Source organism: Vibrio jasicida 090810c (assembly GCF_002887615.1).
Taxonomy (GTDB): Bacteria; Pseudomonadota; Gammaproteobacteria; order Enterobacterales; family Vibrionaceae; genus Vibrio; species Vibrio jasicida.
Map to the genome: position 1 here is coordinate 389188 of NZ_CP025793.1, position 25006 is coordinate 414193.

Annotated in this window: 19 protein-coding genes; 13 read left to right on the top strand and 6 right to left on the bottom strand. The window is 45.9% G+C overall.

Annotated elements, in window-relative coordinates; genetic code table 11:
- The first annotated feature begins 163 nt into the window (after positions 1 to 163).
- The 5 genes from C1S73_RS19390 to C1S73_RS19415 all read left to right on the top strand — a co-directional run bounded on the left by C1S73_RS19390 (position 164) and on the right by C1S73_RS19415 (position 6853).
- The gene (locus tag C1S73_RS19390) at positions 164 to 1441 is read left to right on the top strand and encodes a maltoporin (RefSeq protein WP_009706535.1); all 1278 of its coding nucleotides are present in this window, start codon (positions 164 to 166) and stop codon (positions 1439 to 1441) included.
- 102 nt (positions 1442 to 1543) lie between these two features.
- Positions 1544 to 2353, top strand: coding sequence for a MalM family protein (locus C1S73_RS19395; RefSeq protein WP_009706534.1), 810 nt, complete (start codon positions 1544 to 1546; stop codon positions 2351 to 2353).
- Between the two features lie 328 nt (positions 2354 to 2681).
- Positions 2682 to 3188: a hypothetical protein gene (locus tag C1S73_RS19400; RefSeq protein WP_020195601.1), complete on the top strand. Its 507-nt coding sequence runs from the start codon at positions 2682 to 2684 to the stop codon at positions 3186 to 3188.
- Positions 3189 to 3277: 89 nt separating this feature from the next.
- Positions 3278 to 4888, top strand: coding sequence for an alpha-amylase family glycosyl hydrolase (locus C1S73_RS19405; protein WP_038868922.1), 1611 nt, complete (start codon positions 3278 to 3280; stop codon positions 4886 to 4888).
- Between the two features lie 345 nt (positions 4889 to 5233).
- Positions 5234 to 6853 (top strand): endonuclease, encoded by a 1620-nt coding sequence (locus C1S73_RS19415; protein WP_038868924.1) that lies wholly within the window; start codon positions 5234 to 5236, stop codon positions 6851 to 6853.
- Between the two features lie 141 nt (positions 6854 to 6994).
- Here C1S73_RS19415 and pulA read toward each other — a convergent pair whose 3' ends face one another.
- On the bottom strand, positions 6995 to 10984 hold the full coding sequence (pulA, locus tag C1S73_RS19420; RefSeq protein WP_038868927.1) for a pullulanase-type alpha-1,6-glucosidase: 3990 nt from the start codon (positions 10982 to 10984) through the stop codon (positions 6995 to 6997).
- 515 nt (positions 10985 to 11499) lie between these two features.
- Here pulA and C1S73_RS19425 point away from each other — a divergent pair.
- The 6 genes from C1S73_RS19425 (at position 11500) to pdxY (ending at position 18910) form a co-directional block, all read left to right on the top strand.
- The gene (locus tag C1S73_RS19425; protein ID WP_038868928.1) at positions 11500 to 12705 is read left to right on the top strand and encodes a tetratricopeptide repeat protein; all 1206 of its coding nucleotides are present in this window, start codon (positions 11500 to 11502) and stop codon (positions 12703 to 12705) included.
- Positions 12706 to 13178: 473 nt separating this feature from the next.
- Positions 13179 to 13625 carry a helix-turn-helix domain-containing protein gene (locus C1S73_RS19430; RefSeq protein WP_038868929.1) on the top strand — a complete coding sequence of 149 codons (447 nt, stop codon included), beginning with the start codon at positions 13179 to 13181 and terminating at the stop codon, positions 13623 to 13625.
- Between the two features lie 432 nt (positions 13626 to 14057).
- Entirely contained in the window at positions 14058 to 16238 is a 2181-nt protein-coding gene (speF, locus tag C1S73_RS19435) for an ornithine decarboxylase SpeF (RefSeq protein WP_038868931.1), read from the top strand.
- Between the two features lie 63 nt (positions 16239 to 16301).
- Entirely contained in the window at positions 16302 to 17612 is a 1311-nt protein-coding gene (potE, locus tag C1S73_RS19440; protein WP_038868932.1) for a putrescine-ornithine antiporter, read from the top strand.
- A 138-nt stretch (positions 17613 to 17750) separates the two neighbouring features.
- The gene (locus tag C1S73_RS19445; RefSeq protein ID WP_038868933.1) at positions 17751 to 17933 is read left to right on the top strand and encodes an AbrB/MazE/SpoVT family DNA-binding domain-containing protein; all 183 of its coding nucleotides are present in this window, start codon (positions 17751 to 17753) and stop codon (positions 17931 to 17933) included.
- 107 nt (positions 17934 to 18040) lie between these two features.
- Complete coding sequence (gene pdxY / locus C1S73_RS19450; RefSeq protein ID WP_005429237.1) at positions 18041 to 18910, top strand: pyridoxal kinase PdxY; 870 nt, start codon at positions 18041 to 18043, stop codon at positions 18908 to 18910.
- 89 nt (positions 18911 to 18999) lie between these two features.
- Here the strand turns inward: pdxY and C1S73_RS19455 are convergent, their stop codons facing one another.
- The 4 genes from C1S73_RS19455 to C1S73_RS19470 form a co-directional block, all read right to left on the bottom strand.
- Positions 19000 to 19494, bottom strand: a complete 495-nt coding sequence (locus C1S73_RS19455; RefSeq protein ID WP_038868934.1) for a hypothetical protein — start codon at positions 19492 to 19494, stop codon at positions 19000 to 19002.
- A gap of 169 nt (positions 19495 to 19663) precedes the next feature.
- Positions 19664 to 20341, bottom strand: a complete 678-nt coding sequence (locus C1S73_RS19460; RefSeq protein ID WP_038868937.1) for a 3-oxoacid CoA-transferase subunit B — start codon at positions 20339 to 20341, stop codon at positions 19664 to 19666.
- Entirely contained in the window at positions 20341 to 20994 is a 654-nt protein-coding gene (locus C1S73_RS19465; RefSeq protein ID WP_038869175.1) for a CoA transferase subunit A, read from the bottom strand. The genes C1S73_RS19460 and C1S73_RS19465 overlap by 1 nt, the downstream gene beginning before the upstream one ends.
- 27 nt (positions 20995 to 21021) lie before the next feature.
- The gene (locus C1S73_RS19470; RefSeq protein ID WP_038868939.1) at positions 21022 to 22227 is read right to left on the bottom strand and encodes an acetyl-CoA C-acetyltransferase; all 1206 of its coding nucleotides are present in this window, start codon (positions 22225 to 22227) and stop codon (positions 21022 to 21024) included.
- A 180-nt stretch (positions 22228 to 22407) separates the two neighbouring features.
- Between C1S73_RS19470 and C1S73_RS19475 the strand changes: the two genes are divergently transcribed.
- Positions 22408 to 23295, top strand: coding sequence for a TIM barrel protein (locus tag C1S73_RS19475; RefSeq protein WP_038868941.1), 888 nt, complete (start codon positions 22408 to 22410; stop codon positions 23293 to 23295).
- A gap of 31 nt (positions 23296 to 23326) precedes the next feature.
- The gene (locus C1S73_RS19480) at positions 23327 to 24076 is read left to right on the top strand and encodes a sulfite exporter TauE/SafE family protein (protein ID WP_038868943.1); all 750 of its coding nucleotides are present in this window, start codon (positions 23327 to 23329) and stop codon (positions 24074 to 24076) included.
- Between the two features lie 12 nt (positions 24077 to 24088).
- Here C1S73_RS19480 and C1S73_RS19485 read toward each other — a convergent pair whose 3' ends face one another.
- Positions 24089 to 24979, bottom strand: a complete 891-nt coding sequence (locus tag C1S73_RS19485; protein ID WP_038868945.1) for a LysR family transcriptional regulator — start codon at positions 24977 to 24979, stop codon at positions 24089 to 24091.
- Positions 24980 to 25006 lie beyond the last annotated feature (27 nt).

A 25006-nucleotide genomic window follows, 5' to 3' on the forward strand; every position in this document is an offset into this window, starting at 1 on the left:
GAAGTCATCCTTGTACTCCTTGGGTAATCTGCAGACTGTTGAAACAAACGGGGACTTGTTCCCATCTTACCTCTCTTTCTTTAGGTGCATTTTTACTGCCTATATGTATCTAAAAGAGTGAGCAGGGAAGACAGAATTATAAATACCCTTAATGGAGTTAAGAATGAAAAAAGTAAGTGTAATTGCTGCTGCTGTTGCTGCAACTTTAGCTGCTGGTTCTGCTTTCGCAGTGGACTTTCATGGTTACATGCGTGCTGGTGTTGGCGTAAGCGCTGACGGTGGCCAACAACTAACGTTCGAAAAGAACAAAATTGGTCGTCTAGGTAACGAAGGCGACATCTACGGGGAAATCCAATTAGGTAAAGAAGTTTACAACAACAACGGTAAAACGTTCTACGTAGACTCTATGATTGCAATGACTTCTAACGGTTCTAACGACTGGGAAAGCACTGCAACTAACTGTGGCCTAAACGACGCTGGTGATGCAGTAAGCTGTACTGACGACGCTCAATTCGCTCTACGTCAGTTCAACGTTCAAGCTAAAGGCGTTCTAGGTTTTGCTCCAGAAGCAACTCTATGGGCAGGTAAGCGTTACTACCAACGTCACGACATCCATATCTCTGACTTCTACTACTGGAACATCTCTGGCGCGGGCGCTGGTGTTGAAGGCATCGAAGCTGGTCCAGGTAAAGTATCTTTTGCATGGGTTCGTAACGACCGTGGCGATATCGCTGACCCAGGTAACGATGGCGGCGATGCAAACGTTAACACTCTAGACGTACGTTACGCTGGTCTTCCAGTATGGGAAAACGGCTCTCTAGAACTAGGTCTAAACTACGCTCTAGTTAACGAAACTGACGACGCACCAAACAGCACTAAAGATGCAGAAGACGGTGTAATGTTCACTGCTGAATTGACTCAAGGTCTAGATTCAGGCTTCAACAAAACAGTATTCCAGTACGGTACAGAAGGCTACTCTAAAACAATGGCATTCTACGGCGACGGTAGCTGGTACGGTGCAGAAGCTGACAGTGGCGCATCTGGTTACCGCCTAATCAACTGGGGTGTAATCGGCATGGGCGAAAACTGGGAAATGGGTCACCAGTTAGTATACGGTGTTGGTGAAGACATGTGGGCTGGCCAAGACAAGTGGGAAGCAATGTCTGTAGTTGTACGTCCAATGTACAAATGGGATGACAACCACAAAACTATCTTCGAAGCTGGTTACGCTATCGATGATAACGACGGTGCAGAGAACAAGTTCGGTAAACTAACTGTTGCTCAAGCATGGTCTGCTGGCTCTAGCTTCTGGGCTCGTCCTGAAATCCGCGTTTACGCGTCGTACCTAACTGCAGATAAAGACGACAACTCAAACGCATTTGACGGCGGTCGTTCAGACGATACATTCCAATTCGGTGTACAAGCTGAAGCTTGGTGGTAATCATCTAGCCACTAAGTCCTAAATTGTCCTAGAATGATACAGCCAGAAACTTATCTGGCTGTATTTATTTCAAAAAACAATAATGAGTCGAGGTAGACGGTAATGAAAAAATGGCTTGCTCCCGTGCTGTTGGGAATGTTGGCTACAGGATGTACTTCTGTAGAACAAGTCGATATGAGCCCGAAAGGTCAACAACAAGTGATCACGCAATCGGGTGATATTCAATGGGTACCAGTTGATGTACCTGTGGTTACTGAGTTCGCTTTGACTGATAAAAGCCAGATGCTGCTAGATGGTAATAGCGCAGGTGCAATTGCAGCGTTCGCATTACCAGGCAATCGTGGCAGTCTCGATATCAAACTAGAGACCTTCGTAAACAAAAATCTAGAGTTTTACGCACCTAACGTCGTTGTTATGAACACGGCAGGTGAAACTATTTACCAAGCAGATTTCTCAAAGTTTAAGTACGAGCCAGCAAAACTGTTGGATAACGATAAATTCGTACTTGAAATGAACGTGATTCCAGACATGACAGGTAATGACTTGCATGTACTGGTTTACACAACTTCCGCTGATCTAAAAGGAAGTTCTGAAGTTCTTCACCCTGCAAAAGCCTTCGCACTGGCAAATCATACTCAGCCGCCAGATATTGCAGACCCTCAAGCGAAACACAGCCCACTTGGCCAGTTCCGCTTTTCAGTATCCGCGAACGACATCGTGAATACTAAGATTGTTGCGAAAAACGACAACATTCCTCAAGGTACGGATTTAACCAGCTACTACCACAGTTCTATCAAGGCAGCGGTTGCCGCGGACGATATTCCTAAAGCGCTAACACTGCTAGATGAAGCAAAAGAACTGGGCATCGAAGGTGCACAAGAAGTATTTGTTAAAGCGGTAAATACCAAATAAATGAATAAAAAAGGCCAGCAAATTGCTGGCCTTTTTTAATTGCATTTAGAACGATAAAACTCACCCCTACATATAGTTAGCTTATTCACAAATTTATTTGTTTTACTTTGTTTTTCATATTTAACAGATCAATAATTAAAGTGTGTTCCTAACCTTACTCGTCATCGATTAGGAAATAATTAAACCTCTCAAAGTAATCTGGCTCAGCAAGATAGAGAATAATATTCTTTATCGCTAGTTTGGTATTTTGTTCTTTTTAAATATTAACTTTATCCAGATTGGTGAGTTTGTATTTACTTTGGAATATTAAAAAGGAATTAACGTGAAAATGAACATGATGAAAACTTCACTTGCTGCTGCCTTACTTGTTGCTCTTGCTGGTTGTCAATCGACAGCAGAACCAGAAGGTGCTGCTGAACCTATTGTTAATCTGTCTCAAGACGAAGTCGTTGCTTTCATGGCGGCTTGTGACAACCCAGATAGCACGGCGAAAGGCCCAATTTCTAAACCTCTGTTTGTTGTCGGTACGTTTGCTGATTCAGATTGGAAACATGTACCTCAACGTAAATACACTTACAAAGGCAATAACTTCTATCAAGTTGTGACGCAAGAAAAAGCAGGCTCTTTCAAAATGCAGTACGCGACTGAGTTGTGGTTCCCACAATTTACCGCGAAAGGTAATCGAATGAATGTTGGTGAATTAACACCATTAACATTTGGTGGTTACGGCACAGATACTGCGGTTGATATTAAAGAAGATGGAAAATACGTTTGGAGCCTTCAATTTGAAGGAAAAGGTAAGCCACTTCACGTAATGGTTAATAAGTGCCAATAATATTCCATTCAGTTATTTAAAATTTATTTTTTATTTATTAACCCCTGCATGGGAAACATGTTGGGGTTAATTTTATTTGGGAGAGTTTAATGCGCAACGTACGATATAAAAAACTATTTGGCCAATCGCTTTTAGCCTTGAGTGTGGTTGGTGTTTTATCCGCGTGTAATTCCTCTGGTGGAAGCGATAATGGCAGCACGCCACTTCCTGATGCAAGTTATGCTTGCCAAGCGAATGTAATGGAGCAAAGCAACCAACTTCGCACCTATCAAATCATGGTTGAGAGCTTTGTTGATGGTGATTCGAGTATCGGCCATGGCACAGGTTACGGCACCAGTCATCATAACGGTGATCTTCAAGGGATTATTGATTCGCTCGATTACATCCAAGACTTGGGCATGAATGCGATTTGGTTGACGCCAGTTTTTGAATCGGAAGCCATTGATGAACAAGATCATTGGGCCGATCGTTTGGATGCAACGGGCTATTTTGCCACGGATTATTTTAAGATTGATCCTCGCTTTGGCGATTTAGAAACGGCGAGAACCTTAGTTGATGAAGCACACAAACGCGGTTTGTACGTTTTCTTTGATGGCGTGTTTGGCCATCACAAAGAAGGGTTGATTAAGCCGTCTCCATCGGGTTTATTACCTTCTGGTTCGAGCAATCCGGTCGACTACCCAGCAAGCTTGGACTTCTATAAAGAAGTCGCGACTTACTGGGTCAAAGAGCTAAAAATTGATGGTTGGCGTTTAGACCAAGCGTACCAAGTTCCAACCGGCGCATTGACACAAATCCGCAAAGCGGTGGATGAAGCCTCACAGAGTGTGACTTACACCAACGCGGAAGGTGATCAAGTGAATCCTCTGGGTTACATGTTAGCTGAGATCTGGAAAGGCGAGTCAGAAATCGCGAGTGACGCATACGGCGCGGCTGACGATCCTGCGTTGTGCTCGGCATTTGATTTCCCAATGCGCTATCGCGTGGTGGAAACACTGGCTGTCAATGAGAGCGGTGTCGGCGGTCGTAGTGTGGATTGGTTAGACAATGGCTACCAAACACACAACCAATATCCGTCTCATGCTCAGCCAAACTTGATGATTGGCAATCACGATTTGGTTCGCTTTGGTGACTTGCTGCAACGAGGTGGATTAGCGGATGTGAACGATGCTGAATACTGGCAACGCCACAAAGCCGCGTTTGCATTCCAAGCGGCTTACACCGGACCAATCACTCTCTATTATGGGGATGAAATCGGTGACCAAGTTGATGGTTTTGACGCAAAAGAAGACAACAATACGTGTGCGGTTCGTGGGGTATGTGATGATCACGTCGCGCGAAGCAGCGCCAAGATCGAAGGCGTAACAGCAACCCTAGATGCCAACCAAGTTGATCTGAAAAACTACGTTAAGTCATTGATGACTATGCGTGCTGCTCATCCTGCTTTGTATCAAGGCAGCCGAACTAACTTGGTAGCAAGTAATGGCAGTTATGTGGACTTGAAAGTATCTGGCGATGACCAAGTCTTATTTGCTTTGAATACCTTTGAGAGTGCTCGCAACATAGTGCTGACAGAAGCGCAAGTCGGTAGCAATCAAGCGCTGGTGGATTTAATCACTAACCAACAAATCGCACTAAGTAACGGGCAATACCAGATCCCTTTGTCATCATTACAAGGGCGCTTCTTCAAAGTGAGGTAAAGCGGACAATAAGTTTTCCCCATTCATCCAAAGCCAAGTGTTGCTGCTGACCCCCATAGGCGCACGCTTGGCTTTTTTCGTCTCTTTGTCTAAGATGCCGTTCTTTCTTGTTCTTCGGTGGCGATATTGCACGTCGAATCCCAGTTTTCCTTTCTACATTTATTTGTTTTATATCGAACATTCGCCGCTAAAAATTGAAAGAAACAGTACGGAGTTTGTGAGATGTGCTGCACGATAATGAGAATATTCACATTCATGCAAAGTCAAAGTGTGATTTAAGGCTTACTCATCTGTAATTGTTATGTTTATCTTTTTGTGGATTTATATAACTAATGGAAAATTATAATGAAATCCATAACGAAACCCCTCTGTCTATTACCCCTTATTTGCTCTCCATTCGCGTTCAGTCACGTTCTTAATGGCGACTTTGAACAGTGGAATGGTAATGCACCAACGCAGTGGTCTGTGATTGATTCCGGCATTGCTGTTTCACCGACCAGTGACCCGCACCAATCTGGTGGTCTTGCGGCTCAAGTTATCGTAAATACAGGTACCCAAAGCAACACCGACTTTTTGCAAACCATTAATGTGGAGCAAGGGAAAACCTACCCATTTTCTGTCGCGGTTTATCATACAGAAGGCAATGTTAAAGCGCGTTTAGTGGTTGATGGATACCATAGCTACTCTACCCCTCAGCAAACCAATCAGTGGCAACAACTCACGCACAGTTACACTGCGGCATCAAACAAAACGATCAATGTCGGGTTACGCTTTTATGATGAGTCGGGTTTTGACGGTTCTGAAGTCGTTTATGTCGATAACTTTCAGCCAAACCAAAATGGTGGTACTCAGCCACCAGTAGAAAGCTGTAATGACAACGAAGTGTTACTGACATTGAACACCGATAGCTATGGTTCAGAAACGAGTTGGAAACTGAAGGACAGCCAATCGCAAGTTCTGTTTTCTGGCCAAGGTTTTGACTCTTCGAAAACTTACGAAAAAACCATGTGCCTAGCGAACGGCGATTACCAGTTTACGATCAGTGATAGCTATGGGGATGGCATTTGCTGCGGTAACGGCAGTGGCTCATACGCTTTAATGTTTGGCCAAACCACATTAGCGTCTGGTGGTGAATTCACGAAATCTCAAACCACAAGCTTTACTCTTGGTGGTTCAACGACACCTCCGCCTGTTGTGGGTGAATACTATAAAGCCGCAGAAGGCAAAACCGGTTTTGAGTTGAAAACAGCGCTGTTTAACATCATCAAGGATCACACAGGGCGCGGCTACTCGGCTATTTGGACGTTAGTGAAAGACGCGGATTTAGACAACTACTACGAGAAAGACGGCTCCATTCTCGATATGTATTCTGAAAAACCATCTGGCAGCGATACGGTGAGCTTTACCAAAGTTACAAACCAATGCGGCCAATACAAAACGGAAGGTGATTGCTACAACCGTGAACACTCATTCCCTAAGAGCTGGTTTGGTGGCAAGGTTGAACCGATGAACTCGGATGGTCACCACCTGTTTGCAACCGATGGCTATGTGAATGCGAAGCGCAGCAACTGGCCATTTGGTGAAGTGGGTAACAGCACTTACGTATCTAGCAATGGCTCAAAAGTCGGCTCAGCAAGCTCTACTTTGGGCTATTCGGGAATGGTATTTGAGCCTATTGATGAGTTTAAAGGTGATTTTGCTCGTGCGTATTTCTACATGGCGACGCGCTATGAAAACGTCATTGGCAACTGGGAAAGCAATTCTAGCAACTCTGACGCGGTATTGAACGGCACGAAAACGACCGTCTTTGAACCATGGATGCTGAACATGTTGAAACGTTGGCACAAAAACGATCCTGTTAGCGCGAAAGAAATCAGCCGTAACCAAGCGGTGTTTGAATTCCAAGGTAACCGTAACCCATTTGTGGATCACCCTGAGTTTGTAGAGATCATTTGGGGAAACTAACCCCATAGTTAAAGCAAATCGCTAGAAACAACACAGCCGCCATCGTCACTGTTCGGGCGGCTTTTTTAATGCCGTTTTACAGGCACAAAAAAGGGGAGGTGTTACCCTCCCCAAGCTAGCACATGATTGCGCCTACTGTTTTTAGTTCTTAGTCACTGTCACGATTGGTGCGGCTTTATCAGCTGCGTTGAAGTGGAAGTTGTAGTTTCCTGCTTCTGCAATTGTGATTTTAAGGTTTGCACTGTCGCCACCAACATCCATGGTGACTGCTGCGCCGAGCTCTACATTGCCTTCTCCACCGAAGTTGGTGTCACCCGCCCAATCCGCACTTGCGATTTTCATTTCGTAGCTACCTGCTGCTAGGTCGATGTCTAAAGAGTAAACATCGGCGGCTACGTAGTTGAACTTCGCGCTTGAATCTTCAGCTGGCGTATCCCAAGTTGTGATCGTGCCGCGTAGGAAGAGTGAAGTTTCACCAAACGTTGGTGCGTCTGCCGCTTTCGTTACAGAAACAACCGGTTTGTCAGCTGAATCGCTTTGCTCATGAATTGCATTTAGAACGAAGGTGTATTTGCCTGTTTCAGTAACGGACAATGCACAGTTACCTTCAGTACCCAAGTCTAGAGATCCAGAAGCTTGTTCTGCGTAGTCACAGCCAAAGTTTGGTGTACCCCAGCTATCATCAGCAAACTTAAAGCCGTAATCACCAGCTTCAAGTACACCCGTTACCGAGTACATACCGTTGCCAATGAATGACATTTCCCATTCTTCTGATGGATTCCAACCGTTCATGTCACCACGAACATAAACCTTGGTTTCACCGTAAGGAGGAATGCTCGATACGTCTTTGTTATCTGTATCAACAGGCAGACCAGCACCTTGTGCGTTACCTTGAGGTTGTACAAATACCGCTGTTGTAAGTGCCGGAACCGTGAAAGTCTCACCGGAGAAGCTTGCACTCTTAACGGTCATGTCAGCCGAGTTCTTCTGAACGTCATGCAGTTCGAAACCCGTTGCGCCCTCAATTTTGAAAGATTTCTCTTCTGCTGTTGAGTTCACTACCGCGACGATGGCGTCGTAGTTTGTATCTAGGTCTGCTCCAGCTGACGTACCGTCGTCAATAGACATCACAATCAAGCCTTCAACTTGGTCTTTGCCTACGTTGCGGAAATCAACGCGGTTCATGACCTCTTGAGCAGTATCTAAACGGAACAGCTCGCTTGAGCTACGGATAGTTAGTAGTTCTAGGAATTGTTGTTTAGTAAGTTCAATATCAGTCGAGTCTGGTTTTGCTGTGCCATCCGCAACGATGGTTTTGATTAGCTCCCAGTTCGCGCCGTCTTTGTCTTCACGAGGTAGGCCTACGTTCCAGTTGTTGTCGCTACCGTCGAAGTAAACACGGTTGAACCAGTCACCTGAATCGTAAGAGTCACGCTGCATTGATTTAGAGCGTAATAATTCTGAACCCATGTGAATGAACGGAATACCTTGACCAAGCATTACCGTAGATAGAGACACGGTTTGCATACGAGCGCGCTCAGCGGAAGAAGTGCCAGTCGCAATCTTGTAAGCGTTGTTGTCCCAAAGGGTTTGGTTATCGTGCTTAGATACGTAAGAGATGTTCTCAGAAGGCATCTTAGTGTAGCCCGCAGGTGCACCGTTGTAGTCTACGTTCTTACCAAGCTTCGTATCCCCTTTGTAATCGAGTAGAACGAATTCTGCTAGGTTGCCAGCCATGCCTAAACGAACGATATCTTGGTTGTGTAGACGACCGTTTACTGAATCTGCATCTGTCTTTGTTTCTTCGTTCGGGTACCCTGCGTTACCAAAGCCCTGGTTGAAGCGAAGTGGGTGTTTACCTTCAGAGTCCATGCCGCCATCGAATGGGCTACCACCACGGACCGCATCACGTAGACGGTCAGAGAAGGTGCCGATTTCTGTGCCAGCCATATTTAGCTGTGTTGCTTGGTCGAAGCGCGCGTTGTTCGCGACTTCACCGAAGTCCCAACCCTCGCCGTAGAACAGCGTATTAGGATCAACTTTACGTACTTGTTCTAGCGCGTACACCATCACGTCTTTTGGTTGGTGGCCCATCAAGTCGAAGCGGAAACCATCGACTTTGTAGTCATCTGCCCACACAAGCAATGAGTCAACCATCAGTTTACCCATCATTAAGTTCTCAGTTGCTGTGTTATCACAACAAGTTGAGTTCTCAACGCCACCTGTGTTGACGTTCAGACGGTGGTAGTACCCTGGGACGATTTTATCGAGAACTGACTTGTCGTTTACGCCAGATGCGTTGGTGTGGTTGTATACCACGTCCATAACCAGCTTCAGATCCATTTTGTGCGTCGCTTGCACCATTTCACGGAATTCAAGGATACGTTTAGAACCGTTTGGATCAGTCGCGTAGCTGCCTTCTGGGACAGTGTAGTGGAATGGGTCGTAACCCCAGTTGAAGCTGTCTAGCATGCGTAGATCGTTCATCAGTGCTTGTGCAGCACCAGTTGCTGGATCGTAGCTATTTAGGACATCTTCAATCACTTTTGCATCGTCTTCGGTTTCACAAACAGAGGCTTCAGGCTTAATGCCACATAGCTTGCCTACCGTATCCGTGATATCAACGCGTTTAGCTTCGTTTTCATCAACGGTTGCGATATCGAAGGCAGGAAGAATGTGAAGCGTTGTTAAACCAGCATCTTTCAGAGCTTGAAGGTGAGTAACAGATTCACGCTCAGCTTCCGTCAACGCAAGGTATTTGCCGTTTAACGATTCTGTGCCTTTCGTGTCACTAAAGCTAAAATCACGTAAGTGTGATTCATAAAGGACATGGTCTTCGTCTTTTTCAACCGTTGGGCGATCGTAATCATTCCAGCCTTGTGGTTGCAGGCTAGCACTGTCTAGATCCACAACTTGTGAGTAAAGCGAGTTTTCAGAAAGGCTTAATGAATATGGGTCAGTCACAAGGCGCGTTTCTACCACACCTGTTGTTGGGTGATAAACCTTCACTTCGTAGCGGTAGTATTTATTCAATGCATCGCTTTGCGCTTCAGAAGCCCAGATACCAGTAGTTGGGTTTTCTGTCATCGCAACGGTGGATTCTTCTTTCAAATCGGCATCGTAGATGATCAGGTCAACGTCTTGCGCTGTTGGTGCCCAAAGTTTGAATGTTGCTGCATTGCCTTCAACAATGGCACCAAGTTCCTGACCAATGGCGTTACCTGCGTCTGCATCTGCGAATACCGCATCAAGCACACCTGGCTTTTGGACTTCAGTGGCAGAGATAACATCGCCATTTGCGTTGTATGCCACCATCACGATTTGTGACTTCAGAATAGAGCGTAGCGTATCAGAATCCACATCAATGCCTGCGGCTTGTAAGCTCGCAAGATGACGGAAACGAGATTTCAGTTCTTCAGACAGGTCTCCTGTTTTCGTCAACTCAACGGCTGTACCGCCAGAAATCTGCTTGTCTTCGTCCATCTTGATGTCGTTGGTCAAGCTGTAGAAAAGCTTCATCGAGTCGGCGTTTGCTGCCGCTTCCCAAGCGATAGTGTCGGCATCTAACCAGTGTGCTTTCTGGCCATCAATATCAACAGGGCGATCTGCAATTGGCTCATAGTAAAGCTCACTGCTGCCGTGGAAGCCGAATAGACCTTGAGACTCACCCAGTTTGGTTAACTCCACTTTAGAGTTCGCGCTGCCAAAGGCTTTTTCATCGCCTTTGTGCAAGATGAAGTTCATACACTCGTGTGGGTCTGATGCGTCAGGGTTCACTTTAAGTACGTAGTAAGCGCCGTAAGTTTCGCTGATGCCTTCGAACGGAAGCGGTGCTGCCCAATCCGTACCGCCGTCAGCGATCCCCATTGCTTCTAGGTCAGTACTGGTACAGCCTTCGCCATTCCAAAGGTGTAGGCCCCAACCGTCGTAATCACTTGCTGTTGAAGCCGAAGCAACATCGCGTTTGTAATAGATGACAACTTCGTTCTCTCCCGCAGGGTGAAGGCCGGAGCCAGGGTTCGTAGTGTCATCGCTAGAGCTGTCACTGCCACAGCCGCTGATCACTGCTACAGAAAGTAGAGGTAGCACGGTTTTGGCAATCGCTGATAATTTAAATGTTTTATTGTCCACGTTTACAAATCCATTGTTATTGAATTGAGAATAGATTGGGCAAGATGCCGAAAAGGAAATGTTCAACTAAATGCTAATACACTGAACTATCAGCAAAATGTGAGAGCAGGCGGTTAAGTTTTTTACAAGAGAAAATTTTCTATCACACTAGATTTTGTTCACAAATTAAATAATAAAACGAGCGCATAGTGAGATGTTAAGCACAGCCTAAAAATGTAAATTTCTATAGGAGGAGATCGGGGGGATGATAGGGGAGGAGAATGTCTAAGCCCCAAAACTGTGATTAGGTTCTATAAAAGTAAGGGTGATATTTTTCTTTAAAAAATAAGTTTAGATGATATTGAATAAATTGCCTTCACAGTAAAATTGTAAACTTCAGATTTTGCCTACATGGTCGTTATATAATAAAGGCGGTGTACAGTGGAATGATTGCTTTCACACCCAAATTAACAATTTTCTAGATTCCCCGAGCTACGGGAAATCCTTATGGGCCCTGACCTAAAAAGAGGCTATTTATGAGTAGTATGGGCATTGCCATTGTGGCAACTGGCCTTTCACTCGTCCTGATATTTGTGTGGATGATCTCGTTGTCGATGCGTAAGCAACGTCTCGAGACCGAGAGGAAAGCTCGTGAAGCGGCATACCGCAAAGCGATGCAGAAGGCGCGAGAGCAAGAGCGTAAAGAACGTGCGTTTAAGGCGGAAACGGGGCATATCCCGACCATTCTTTATTTAGCAAAAGAAGCGGAACGAGAGAACATTAAACAGGCGCTCTATTGGTATGATAAAGCGGCCAAGTTAGATAATGTCACTGGTATGTACGGTGTAGTAAGACTTGCCGAACGTATGCGTGAAGATGTGATCTTAAGAGAGCAGGCAAACTTCTGGCGTACGGCTATTTCGGGCATGGAAGGCGATATCGATGCGAAATTCGCGACCGGAAAAGCGCTCGTATTTGGGCGTGGTACAGAGAAAAACATTCCTAAAGGTCACCAATTAATCGAAGAAGCTGCCGATGAAGGCTGCATTCCAGCCATGCTGTATATGGGCGAATGGCAGTTGTCACCAGAAAACACATCAGGTCAGCGGGCTGATGCGTTGTTTTGGTTTATGAAAGCTGCAGAGCAAGACAGTGCTGATGGCAAAATCCAAGTAGGTCTATGCTATCTCAATGGCATTGGTACTGAAAAAAGTATGGTCAAAGGCTGTTATTGGTTAGAAAGAGCGGCGGAAAGCGGCAGTGCAGAAGCCATGTTCCATGCAGGTGAAGCGTGGAAAGACACTGGCAAAACAGGTAACGCGATTGCTTACGTTTGGTTGTTCTTGTCTGCGAACATGGGTTATGAGCCTGCGAGAGTTGTACGTGATGAGGTTGCCAGCAACATCGGTGTAGATGTGGTGGTTGGCTTACAATCAATTGCTAAACCGCTACAAAGAAAGTTGGCTTCTGGCGTGGTGAAAAAGCACTCAATCATCAGAGCCTTAAACAAGGTTTACAAGCGTGAGCCATATTTCCCTGGAGAAGAAGAACTGAACGAGTTGCTTAATGAAGAGCATCATGAAGAAGCAAACGTAGCTGATGGGATGCCAGAGTTAAACTTCGAAAGCGAAGTGTCCGCACAACAAGAATTTGCGTCTCCACCAAAACAACCTTCCAAAGAAGTGCTCGATTTTACGCAAAACTTCTTACAGCCACAGAATCTCAACAAGCCTCATTCGTGAGGCTTTTTTATCACTCAAATTCTTCTTTACTCTATCGATTGCATAATTGTTGGGTGATCTTTATGCAAAGCTTCAACAGAATTTTACCTGCCATCAATCTATCCTTATATAAATCGACAAATAGAGGGAAATCCCCCCTTGCTGCAAATACATGAATTAAGCTCCAATCCGTTATTATTGATTAGCTCGTACTATAGCTATGAAAATAATTTTTTAGCTTAAATTGTGTTTTTCTAATGACACTCATTACTTTAGTTAATATTTGGTATTAAGTTTTATATTACTAAATCTTAATTTCTATTTTTGGTTTCAATTAGTGTCTGTTGATCTTTAACTAAATTGAGCGCAATATACCCAAAAATAAAAATAGCGCACACTCTGCGTATAAATACAGTAAGAAGCAACCTGTTATTATCCTTTTTAACATAAAGGGGCAACGTCATGCTCCTTTTATGTCCATTAGAGATTTGTGTATGTTGAGAATCATTAGTGCAGATAAGTTCATCTCTTCAAGGTTTATCTTGGAATACAGCAAAGTGGAGTTTGCATCTTTGTTGGGTGTTTCCGTAGCTAAGATAACCAATATAGAGAATGGCAAATCTTCGATTCCCCCGGTGTACGATTACGCCATCAATCATTTGCTCAGTGAGCACCCGTTTAAAGATAGTGCAGTGGACGCCTTGTGCTCCCATGAGACACTTAACTTCGCTCGTCGTGTTGACGTAAACAGTAAGGTTCAGCGTCTTTCTTGTAAGCGCTGTGACAGTCGAAGGCTACATGTAATGGCTGGTATGAGTGGTTTGTATTTTGTCGAATGTATGGACTGCAAGCACACCATGTATTCGTCTGGTAACGCGGTGAAACGGTATCAATTGTGGTCAAATAACGGCGTTAAACTCGATAGCCATTTGTTTGATTAGACTTGAGCTCGAAGAAAGCACCAAAGAAAAAACAATAACGTGAAAAGCCATCAGCAGAAATGTTGATGGTTTTTTGCTATAGTTTATAAATTGTTAAGTATAAGCGTATTTATTGTGTTTTTTATTGCTAATAAATCAATCTAGTTAAATATAGAGTGATGAAAATCGCAAAATTTTATTTTCTTTTGATTCCTTTTTTAATAATAACTGGTGAGGTCACATAATTCTTCACCTGAATTCAATTTAAACCAAAATTCAATATCATTGGCTTATTGAAAGTAAAGTGATAAAGATCGCGAAATTTTATTTCGAGAAAATAAGAGTTATAAATATGAACGAATAATCACGAAATTTGGTTTTTTAATTTTAAATATTAAATTCATTTGTAATATCTGTCTTATCGTTTTTACAGAACAAATAAGAGATATTTCAATGAAACGTTTAATTATCGGTGTTAGTAATTACATGCCAGAAGACTTCAGTTTATTATCTGAATCTTTGGATGAACAATTTAACCGAACTTTAAAACCGCTAGAGCATGTCGAATTAACTGACGTTGGCGCTGCAATTATTACTTCTTCAGATATCAAGGCTGGTCTGCACAAAATTATTTCTGAGACGGGTTATGGTATCCCGGTCTTCTTAGTAACAGATGAAAATCCGGTCTCCGCCGACGATTATGTCTGGTTAACCGGTGTTATTGATCTAGAAAGACAATCAATTGAATACTACGGTCGTCAAATCAATGAAGCGGTGACCAAGTACGAATGCCGCCTATTACCGCCTTTCTTCAAACAATTGACTCACTATGTGGAAATGGGCAATTCTGCATTCGATTGCCCTGGACACCAAGGCGGTCAGTTCTTCAAAAAACACCCAGCGGGTAAACAGTTCTACGATTTCTTCGGTGAAAACCTATTCCGCAGTGACTTGTGTAACGCGGATGTTGATTTAGGTGACTTGCTGATCCACGAAGGTTCTGCTCACCAAGCTCAAGCGCACGCAGCAAAAGTGTTCAACTCCGACAAAACCTACTTCGTACTCAACGGTACTTCGGCTTCAAACAAAGTGGTTTGTAACGCGTTAGTGACCGAGGGCGACTTGGTGATGTTTGACCGTAACAACCACAAATCAAACCACCACGGTGCGTTAATTCAAGCGGGCGGTACGCCAGTTTATCTAGAAACGGCACGTAACCCTTGGGGCTTTATCGGTGGTATGGATGAGCACTGTTTTGATGAAGAATACATTCGTGCTCAAATTGCGAAAGTATCACCAGAGCGTGCGCGTGATGAACGTCCATTCCGTCTTGCGATCATTCAGTTAGGTACTTATGACGGTACGATCTACAACGCGCGTTACGTGATGGATAAGATTGGTCATCTTTGTGACTACATCCTATTTGACTCTGCATGGGTAGGCTACGAGCAGTTCATTCCTATGATGAAAGACTGTTCTCCATTGCTACTGGATCTGAAACCAGAAGATGCGGGTGTGATCGTGACTCAGTCTGTTCACAAGCAACAGGCTGGCTTCTCTCAAACCTCGCAAATCCATAAAAAAGACCACCATATTAAAGGTCAGGCTCGCTACTGTAACCACAAACGCTTCAACAACGCGTTTATGATGCATGCGTCAACCTCACCATTCTACGCGCTGTTCTCTGCTCTAGATGTGAACGCGAAGATCCACGATGGTGAAGCAGGTCTGCGTCTATGGCGAGATGCAGTTAAGACAGGTATCGAAGCACGTAAAGAAATACTGAAAAGCTGTGAGCTGATACGTCCATTCATTCCGGATGAAGTTGAAGGCCAGCCATGGGGTAGCTACGACACCGATCTTATCGCAACCAATAAGAAGTTCTTCATGTTCGAGCCAAATGCAAGCTGGCATAAATTCGAAGGCTACGGTGAAGGTCAGTACTTCGTTGACCCTTGTAAATTGCTACTAACCACAGCTGGTATTGCAGAAGATGGTAGCTACGCAGACTTTGGTATTCCTGCAACGTTATTGGCTAACTTCCTACGCGAAAACGGCATAATCCCTGAGAAGTGTGATTTGAACTCTATCTTGTTCCTGCTTACTCCAGCAGAAGATATGGGCAAGATCCGTCACCTTGTGGCGCAAATCAACCGCTTCGAGAAGTTCATTCGTGATGATGCACCGCTTAACATCGTGCTGCCTCGCGTTTATGAAGCAAACAAAGAACGCTACCGCGGCTACACCATCCGTCAGCTATGTCAGGAAATGCATGACATGTACAAAGAGCTGAACGTGAAACAGCTACAAAAAGCGATGTTCCGTAGCGAATACTTCCCAACCATGGTGCACAAACCAGATGTGGCAACACGCAAATACTTCCGTGGAGAGTGTGATTACTTACCACTTAAAGAAGCGGTAGGCCGTGTCGCAGCAGAAGGCGCGCTTCCTTACCCTCCTGGCATCATATGTGTGATCACTGGTGAGGTTTGGACACAGCACGTTGTCGACTATTTCTTGTCTCTAGAAGAAGGCATCAACCGATTCCCAGGCTTTGCACCAGAGATCCAAGGTGTGTACCTAGAAGACGTCAATGGCCGCACCACCGCCCATTGTTACGCCCTAAAAGATTAATCTACCCGTTCGCACCGTGCGTGAAAACCGCGGTGCGAACCGTTTATTCGTGGAGAATAATTTATGAGTACTGAAACCAAAAAAATGTCGGTGGTGCAACTTACCATTCTGACGTTCATTAACATGGCTGGTTCGGGCATCATCATGTTGCCAAGTAAGCTAGCGCAAGTAGGCACCATTTCGATTTTGTCTTGGTTGATTACGGCTGCTGGCTCTTTGGCTCTCGCGTATGTGTTCGCAAAATGTGGTCGCTTTAGCAAACGTGACGGTGGTATGAACGGTTATGCGTCGTATGCGTTTGGTAAATCGGGTGCGTTTATGGCGGGTTGGACCTACGGCTTATCATTGTTGATTGCCAATATCGCAATCGCCATTACCTGTGTCGGTTACGGCTCAGCGTTTTTTGAAGTGACTTTGTCGCCAGTAGAAACCTGTCTGTACACCATCGCTATCCTTTGGATTTGTACCTTCGCTAACTTTGGTGGTGCGAAGATCACAGGTCAAATCGGCTCGTTTACGGTCTGGGGCGTTATTCTTCCTGTCTGTTCTTTGGGCATTGTTGGTTGGTTCTACTTCAGCCCAACCATGTACATCGAAGCGTGGAACCCACACCACCTACCATTTGGTGAAGCGGTAAGTGCGTCGATCGCGATGACACTTTGGGCATTCCTAGGCCTTGAATCGGCTTGTGCAAACTCAGAAGCGGTAGAAAACCCAGAGAAGAATGTTCCAATCGCAGTATTGGGCGGTACGCTGATCGCGGCAGTGGTTTACATTGTTTCAACCAACATCTGTTCTGGTATCGTGGCGAACTCTGAGCTTGCTGCTTCTACGGCGCCATTCTCAACGGTATGGACAGTAATGCTAGGTTCTACTGCAGGGAAAGTGGTTGCGGGCATGGCAGTGCTAGCTTGTGCAGGTTCACTACTTGGTTGGCAGTTCACCATCGCGTCGGTATTTAAATCGTCTTCAGATGCGGGCTTCTTCCCGAAACTGTTCTCAGAAGTTGATAAACGAGGTACGCCAATCAAAGGTATGCTTGCAATTACAGTCATTCAATCCGTCTTGTCGCTTATGACGATCTCTCCGACGTTGAACGAGCAGTTTGAAGCATTGGTTAACCTTGCGGTTGTGACTAACGTTATTCCTTACATTCTATGTATGGGGGCGATTTTCATCATGCAAAAAGTGGCGCATGTACCTGACCGAGAAATGAAAACCACCAACATCATCGCTTTGGTTGGCTCTCTCTACAGCTTCTACGCGTTGTATGGTTCTGGCTATGAAGCCATGATGTGGGGCTCTATCGTTACCTTCCTAGGTTGGAGCGCTTATGGTCTGATTGCTTCTAAGCATGAACCGCTAGTGAACTAAGTTTTTTCAATCGAGCCTTCCCATACGCGGTGTGGAGGGCTCTTTTGTTTTTATCCATTTGGCAGATTAAGGACACAAAAGAAAGTTACTCGCCACTCGTAACGTGAAAACTCATTTTCGACAATTGGGGGACGAAAGATGATTAGCCAACCTGTTAAGATCGGTGACGATACCGTCGTAGTCATTCCAAGCGTGATCCTGAGCGAGCTCGGGATAAGGGAAGGGGATACCCTCGAAATTGCGCTCAATAAAGACAAAATGGAAATTAAGAAAATGGTACTGAAAACCAGCTCTCCAACCGATTCCAGCGAAGAAGGCTAGAATTGAGTTAGAGAATCTTGGTTTGTCGGATACACTACTGGTTTCGCAAATCTGGCGCTCGCCGCTGTCTTTGAACTATTGATAACAACAAGAAGAGGTCTGGTACTATGCAAGGTATCCTCTCTATACAATCTCATGTTTCTTTTGGTCACGCTGGTAACAGCAGTGCCGTTTTCCCAATGCAACGCATGGGTTTCGAAGTGTGGCCTATTCACACGGTTCAATTTTCTAACCACACCCAGTATCAAGAAGGCTGGACGGGTCGTGCGTTTTCGGCTGATGACATCAGCGAATTAGTTCGTGGTCTTGGTAATATTGGCGCGCTAGAAAAGTGCCAAGCCGTTCTGACCGGCTACCAAGGCAGTGCCGAGCAATGTCTGGCAGTAGAAGATACCGTCACTAAAGTTAAACAAGCGAATCCAGAAGCGCTTTACGTGTGTGACCCAGTAATGGGCGCGCCAGACAAAGGCTGTATTGTTGCGCCGGGTATCGCAGAAAACTTGTTGAATCGTCTAATGCCAATGGCGGATGTGATCGTGCCTAACCAGTTCGAGCTAAGCCAATTTGCAGAGATGGAAATTCACACGTTGGATGACGCGATTAACGCTTGTCAGCGTGCGCTAGCAAAAGGCCCTAAAGTGGTGTTGGTGAAGCACCTTTACTGCCTGTCAGATGACAGCTTCAATATGCTGCTTGCGACACCAGAAGGCACTTACCTAGCGAAGCGTCCTCATTTTGAATTTGCCAAAGCACCTGTAGGCGCTGGCGATTTGATCTCGGCAATCTTCACCGCTGGCCTGTTGAAAGGTTGGACGCCAAAACAAGCGTTCCAACACTGTCACGATGCTTGCTATGGCGTACTTAACGCGACTTACCAAGCGGGTGAATGGGAACTTCAAACCATTGCAGCGCAACAAGAGTTTGTAGAGCCAAGTGCGCACTTCCCATTGGAAGAAGTAACACTCAGCCAAGCGTAAGCTCAGGCTGCAAGCAGTAAAAAGGGAGCACTTAGCTCCCTTTTTGATTTCTATAGCCTGTTCTACACAACCGCAACGTTAAGTCTGCCCTAACAGCGAGAGGTATCAACCTTAAAGCTGTGTCCATCATCCCCTTTTCCGTCCAAGCGGTAATACGCGTAGCACTTGCCAGCCATGAGCGCTGCTGGTGATTCGTCATTGCCATACCCAACCATAGAGTATTGATTGTTTTCGATGAAGACTAAATCTGTCTGTTTCATCTCATCGGTGATGGTTAAGTTATCGAAGAAGCTGACCTGCTCACCACACTCACTTTGGGTTTCTGGGTAGCCATTGTAAAACTCTTGATATCCGGCGGCAGTTAACACGCACTGGTCGGCCCCTTGGTCTTGCTTAAAGGCTTTCGCATTCTGATTGAGAATAGAAACGTGATACTGCATGTCGGCAAAGATCACTTGGATGGCGGCTGTGCGGGCATCAGAAGTTCGTTGGTTGGAGTGATAAACGGCATACGCGGTTAAGCCTCCGAGCACGACAGCCGTTAGCAGCCACTCTTTTGACGAGAATCCAGACAACAATCTCATTGGTTTTTACCCTAAATACAACTCAACCATGCGCATAACAGGGCGGGATTCTACGCATGGTTTGAGGGAATTTTAAGGGCAAACTGCGTGTTTCAGAAAAACCTGACACAAACTTGAAGAACGATCAAATTATGAAGAGAGGAGCATATTGCTCCTCTTGCATTTAGAGTTAATTTGGTGTCGGCATTGGAATAAGGTTAGGCGATACAATCAGTTGAGCTTTCGTCGCTGCTTGTACCTCTTCAACGGAAAACTCCGGCGCGAGTTCGGTTAACATCATGCCTTTATCGGTGATTTCGAATACGCCCATCTCGGTAACAATCAAATCCACCTGACCCACGGCGGTCAGCGGTAAAGTACAATGCTTGAGCAGTTTAGGGTTGCCTTTCACTGTGTGTTCCATGGCGACAATCACTTTCTTTGCGCCGACCACGAGATCCATCGCACCGCCCATTCCTGGAACCATTTTGCCCGGAATGATCCAGTTGGCGAGGTTACCATGCTCATCGACTTGCAGCGCACCAAGCACGGTTGAATCCACGTGACCACCACGAATGATGGCAAAAGAGTCGGCGCTGTTGAAATAGCATGACCCCGCGATTGCTGTGATGTTCTGCCCGCCTGCATTGACCAGATCAGGGTCGATTTCTGCCTCTGATGCGAGTTTATCAATGCCAATTAAGCCATTTTCTGCTTGCAGTAATAGCTCGACATCTTTGTCTACTTCATTGGCAACCAGCGTTGGTAGACCTATTCCTAGGTTAACGATGTCGCCATCTTGCATCTCTTGAGCAACGCGCCATGCAATGCGGCGGCGAACGACTTCTTTATCTAATTGTGCAGTCATTAGTTGTCCTCCACTAAGATGTAATCGACGTACAAACTTGGGGTATGCACGGCTTCGGGTTCAATGTCGCCCAATTCCACAATCTGCTCTGGTTCCACCACCACGGTTTCTGCCGCAGTGGCCATTAAAGGGTTAAAGTTCTGAGTGGTTTTGCTGTAAAAAACGTTGCCTCGACGGTCAACTTTAGAGCCACGAATCAACGCTAAGTCGGCCTTCAGTGGCATCTCCAAGAGATACTGTTTGCCATCAACTTCAATCACGCGTTTGTTCTCTGCGACGATGGTGCCAAGCCCGGTTGGGGTTAGTACACCACCCAAACCCGCGCCCGCACTGCGAATGCGCTCTGCCAATGTACCTTGAGGAACCAGCTCTACTTCAAGTGTGCCTTCGTTCATTTGCTTGCCCGTTTCAGGGTTGGTGCCGATGTGTGAGGCATATAGTTTCTTCACGCGTTTGTCCGCGATAAGTCGACTAGAACCTCGACCGGGTGAGCCTGTGTCGGTACTGATTAAGGTAATGTCTTTGATGTCCTTTTTGATCAGCAAGTCAATCAAACGCTCTGGGGCTCCCGTCGCCATAAAGCCACCAATCATGATGGTCATGTCGTCGTGTAGTAGGTCTTCAATTTGCTCTGTAGTGGCTGCTTTTTTCATGTTTTTCGTGTCCATGAGAGGCTCCTTCTAGCAACGTTTTAAAATCAACGCCGTGCCCATGCCGCCGCCGATGCAAAGTGATGCCAAACCGTAATCGCGGCGAGTGCGTTGCAGTTGATAAACCAAGGTGGTCACAATGCGGTTACCGGATGCGCCGATTGGGTGACCAAGTGCAATGGCGCCGCCACTTAAGTTACTGCGTTCTAGCAGCCATGCTTCATCGATATTGTGTTGCTCGGTAAGGGAGCGAACTACGCCAAGTGCTTGCGCTGCAAAGGCTTCGTTAAGCTCAAAAACGTCGATGTCTTCAATCGCCATTTCGGCTTTGGCTAAGGTATTGGCAATCGCAGACACCGGACCTAAGCCCATCACCTCTGGAGCGATAGCACCTTGTCCGTATTCGATGAGTTCAGCTATTGGCTTGAGGTTGTGGCGTTTCACTGCGCTTTCGGAAGCGAGCAAAATTGCGGATGCGCCATCGTTAATACCGGATGCATTGCCTGCGGTAACGCTGCCTTCTTTATCGAATGCGGGGCGCAGCGCTTGTAAGCCTTCAAAAGTGCTGTCGTCCTTCGGATATTCGTCGTTCTTCACTTCGAATTGGCGTTTGCGATCCACAATGGTAATTGGCGAAATTTCCGCTTCAAAATGACCATTTTCTATCGCGCTGACTGCTTTACGTTGGCTTTGTAAGGCAAAAGCATCTTGGTCTTCTCGGCTGATTTGGAATTGCTTGGCGATGTTTTCTGCCGTAACCCCCATGTGGTAGTTGTGGAAGGCATCCGTCAAACCGTCTTTGATGATGCTGTCTTCTTGGAGTTGATGACCCATGCGGTAGCCGCGACGAATCTGGCCAGAAGAGACATAAGGTGCGTTAGACATGCTCTCCATACCGCAAGTAAGCACTAACTCAGCATCGCCCGCCCTAATGTGGCTTGCACCGTCCATGATGACTTTCATGCCACTGCCACAAATCATATTGAGGGTGTAAGCGGGAACGGATTCTGGAATGCCTGCCTTCATTGCGGCTTGGCGACCCGGACCCATGCCTGCGCCTCCAGTCAGTACATTGCCCACAATCACTTCATCGATTTGTTCTGGTGCAATATCCACTTGCTCCAAGGCTGCCTTGATGGCATGAGCGCCTAATTCCACACCGGACAATGACGCTAACGAGCCATTAAAGCTGCCAATTGGGGTGCGCTTTGCCGCCACAATAAAGATTCGTTCCATACCGCTGTTTACTCCGTAATCGTTCTGTCACAACCAGTGTAGGGAGTGCGATGTGCTCGCGATATAGCCAGGAATTCAAAGCCGCTTTGCGAAAATGCAAAGTACAAACGAGGCGCAAATCACGAACTTTTACCCCCACCAATCTTAAGGTGAAAGGAAATCAACTTAGGAGAAAAACACATGCTTGATCGTATTGCTTGCGCCCCATGCTGCTGGGGAGTGGAAGAGGCATCTCATGCGACCAACCCAAGCTGGGGAAAGGTGTTAATGGATGCGAGTGACAGTGGCTTTCGTGGTATTGAATTAGGACCGGATGGCTTTTTCCCTGAAGATGCGGAACTGTTGAAAAGTGCGTTTCGTGTACGTGGATTGCAGATGTGCTCTGGCAAGGTACAAGTGCCATTTTGCGATTCTGCAAACATGTCTGCCATTTTGGAAGATGTCGATACCGTTTGTCAGCGTTTAGATTTATTGGGTGTAAAGAACTTACTGGTGATGGAAGGCATTCACGCGGAACGCTATGGCTATATCGGACAAAGCGTCACTGCACCGCGTTTGAAAATGGAAAGTAAACGAACCATGATTGCCAACCTTGAACGCATCATTAGCGTGGCTAGCCAATATGGTTTGCGTTGTTTACTTCATCCGGGCATCGGTGGTTACATCAGTTATAAAGACGAGATCGATTTTGTCATGAGTCAGATTCCAGCGGGCAAACTTGGATTGTGCATCGATATCGGGCATGCATTTTTAGATGGGATGGACCCGCTGGGGCTTATCCGTCAGTACGGAACGCGCATCGAGCATATTCATGTTAAAGATATCTCGACGGACAAATTGAGGTTAGCTATTCGCGATAAGCTGGAGTGGGTTGACGCATACAGCAAAGGGCTGATTACGCCACTAGGAGATGGCGATATCAAGCTACAAAAAGTGATGAGTGCACTTAAAGCGGCCGACTATCAAGGTTGGATCGTAGTCGAGCATGAACACGGTACGGCAGACGTGAGTCAGGTTTCGCGCGATTTAAAACGCAGTCGCGATTATCTCGCTCAGATTGTGGCGTAGTTCGATATTCGATTCTAAGAAGGTGGCGATGATGCTCAGCGATCCTTGGTTCTATCTTTTGGCGATTCCTGCGGTGTTAATCTATGGCATTGGTAAAGGTGGGCTCGGTGGGGCGCTGGGCATTTTGGCTGTTCCTATGATGGCGCTGGTGGTGCCGCCAACACAAGCCGCAGCGATTTTATTGCCCATTCTTTTGGTGATGGATGCCTTTGCGGTGCGTCATCATTATCGAAATGCCGATGTTCGAGTGCTTAAAACCATGCTACCTGGGGCTTTGCTTGGCGTGGTATTAGCGGGCTTATTTCTGAGTATCACCCCAGAGTCGGGGTTGAAGATCACCGTTGGCATGCTGTCTTTGCTGTTCTGTTTTCAGTATTGGCTAAGTGGTGACTCACCCTCTCAATCAGGGAAATTAGGTGCTTGGATTTGGAGTACTCTGAGCGGCTTTTCCAGTACTGCAATTCATGCTGGTGGCGGTCCAGCGAGTATTTATTTACTGCCATTGAAACTGCCTAAAATCACCCTGATAGCGACTATGGCGGTATTATTCGGCATAGTGAATGTAGCGAAACTCGTGCCTTACATTTGGCTTGGTGAGTTTGATTCGACCAACTTGATGACTGCGTTAGTGTTGATTCCACTCGCGCCTGTTGGCGTTAAGATGGGTGTGTATCTTTTGCATCGCGTCAGTCAGGAAAGAATCTATCAGCTCTGTTACTTGTTCTTGTTTCTTTCAGGCGCCAAGCTGACTTACGATGGCGTCAGCAGCTTATTGTTTTAAATCCAATCCGTCTTAACAAGGGGTTTTTAATAAGAACTCTTTGAACTTTATCGCCACTGGAGATGCAGTTTTGGGTGAATGATAGTACAGATTCAAACTCCAAATACTGGTCTCATACTCTTCCAATAACGGTACTAACTCGCCTTTATCTACTGCTTCTGTTGTGACAAATTGCGGTAAGTACGCGACGCCTGCACCCTTTAAGGTGCCACTAAGCAACAGGTCACTGTCATTCACTTCAATAGTTTTTGGCACTTTCAGCACCATGTTTTCCATTCCTTGACGGAAGATCCAATCGTTGCTGCCTGTCAGTGTGGTTGCAATCAAGCAAGCGTGGTCTCTTAGTGCTTCTGGATGCGTAGGCAAGCCATGCTTTTCGAGGTATTGAGGCGAAGCCACGACGATAAACGGGCACTGCATCAACTCGCGTTTCACCAGTAATAAATCTTTTTCACGGTAGCCTTGGAAGCTAGCGTTAGCGCTGATCATCAGGTCACATGTACTGGCATGATCCAATGCCCAAGGTGTGACGTTGATGTTGAAGGTCACCTTTGGGTTGAGCTTGGAATAATCGGCGATTTTGTCCATTAGGTAGTGATTGGCATACACGGGCGTGCACGCGATGTTGATATGACCTTTTTCGCTGTCTTGGAAGTCTTCTAATTTGCGGCTGATACGCTCGGCGCTGTCAACAAGAGGAGAGAACTCTTCATATAAGGTTTGGCCTGCTTGAGTGGCCTCCAATAATCGGTTCGAGCGGCGGCATAGGGTAGTGCCGAAGTGTTGTTCCAGTTCTTGCAGCCAACGGCTTCCGGCGGAGACCGAAATATTGAATTTACGCGCTGCGGAGGAGATAGACCCAGAGCGGATCACATAGACAAAGAACGCCATTTTATCGAGCATGAGGTTTGCCTCCAAAAGCAAAAGGGA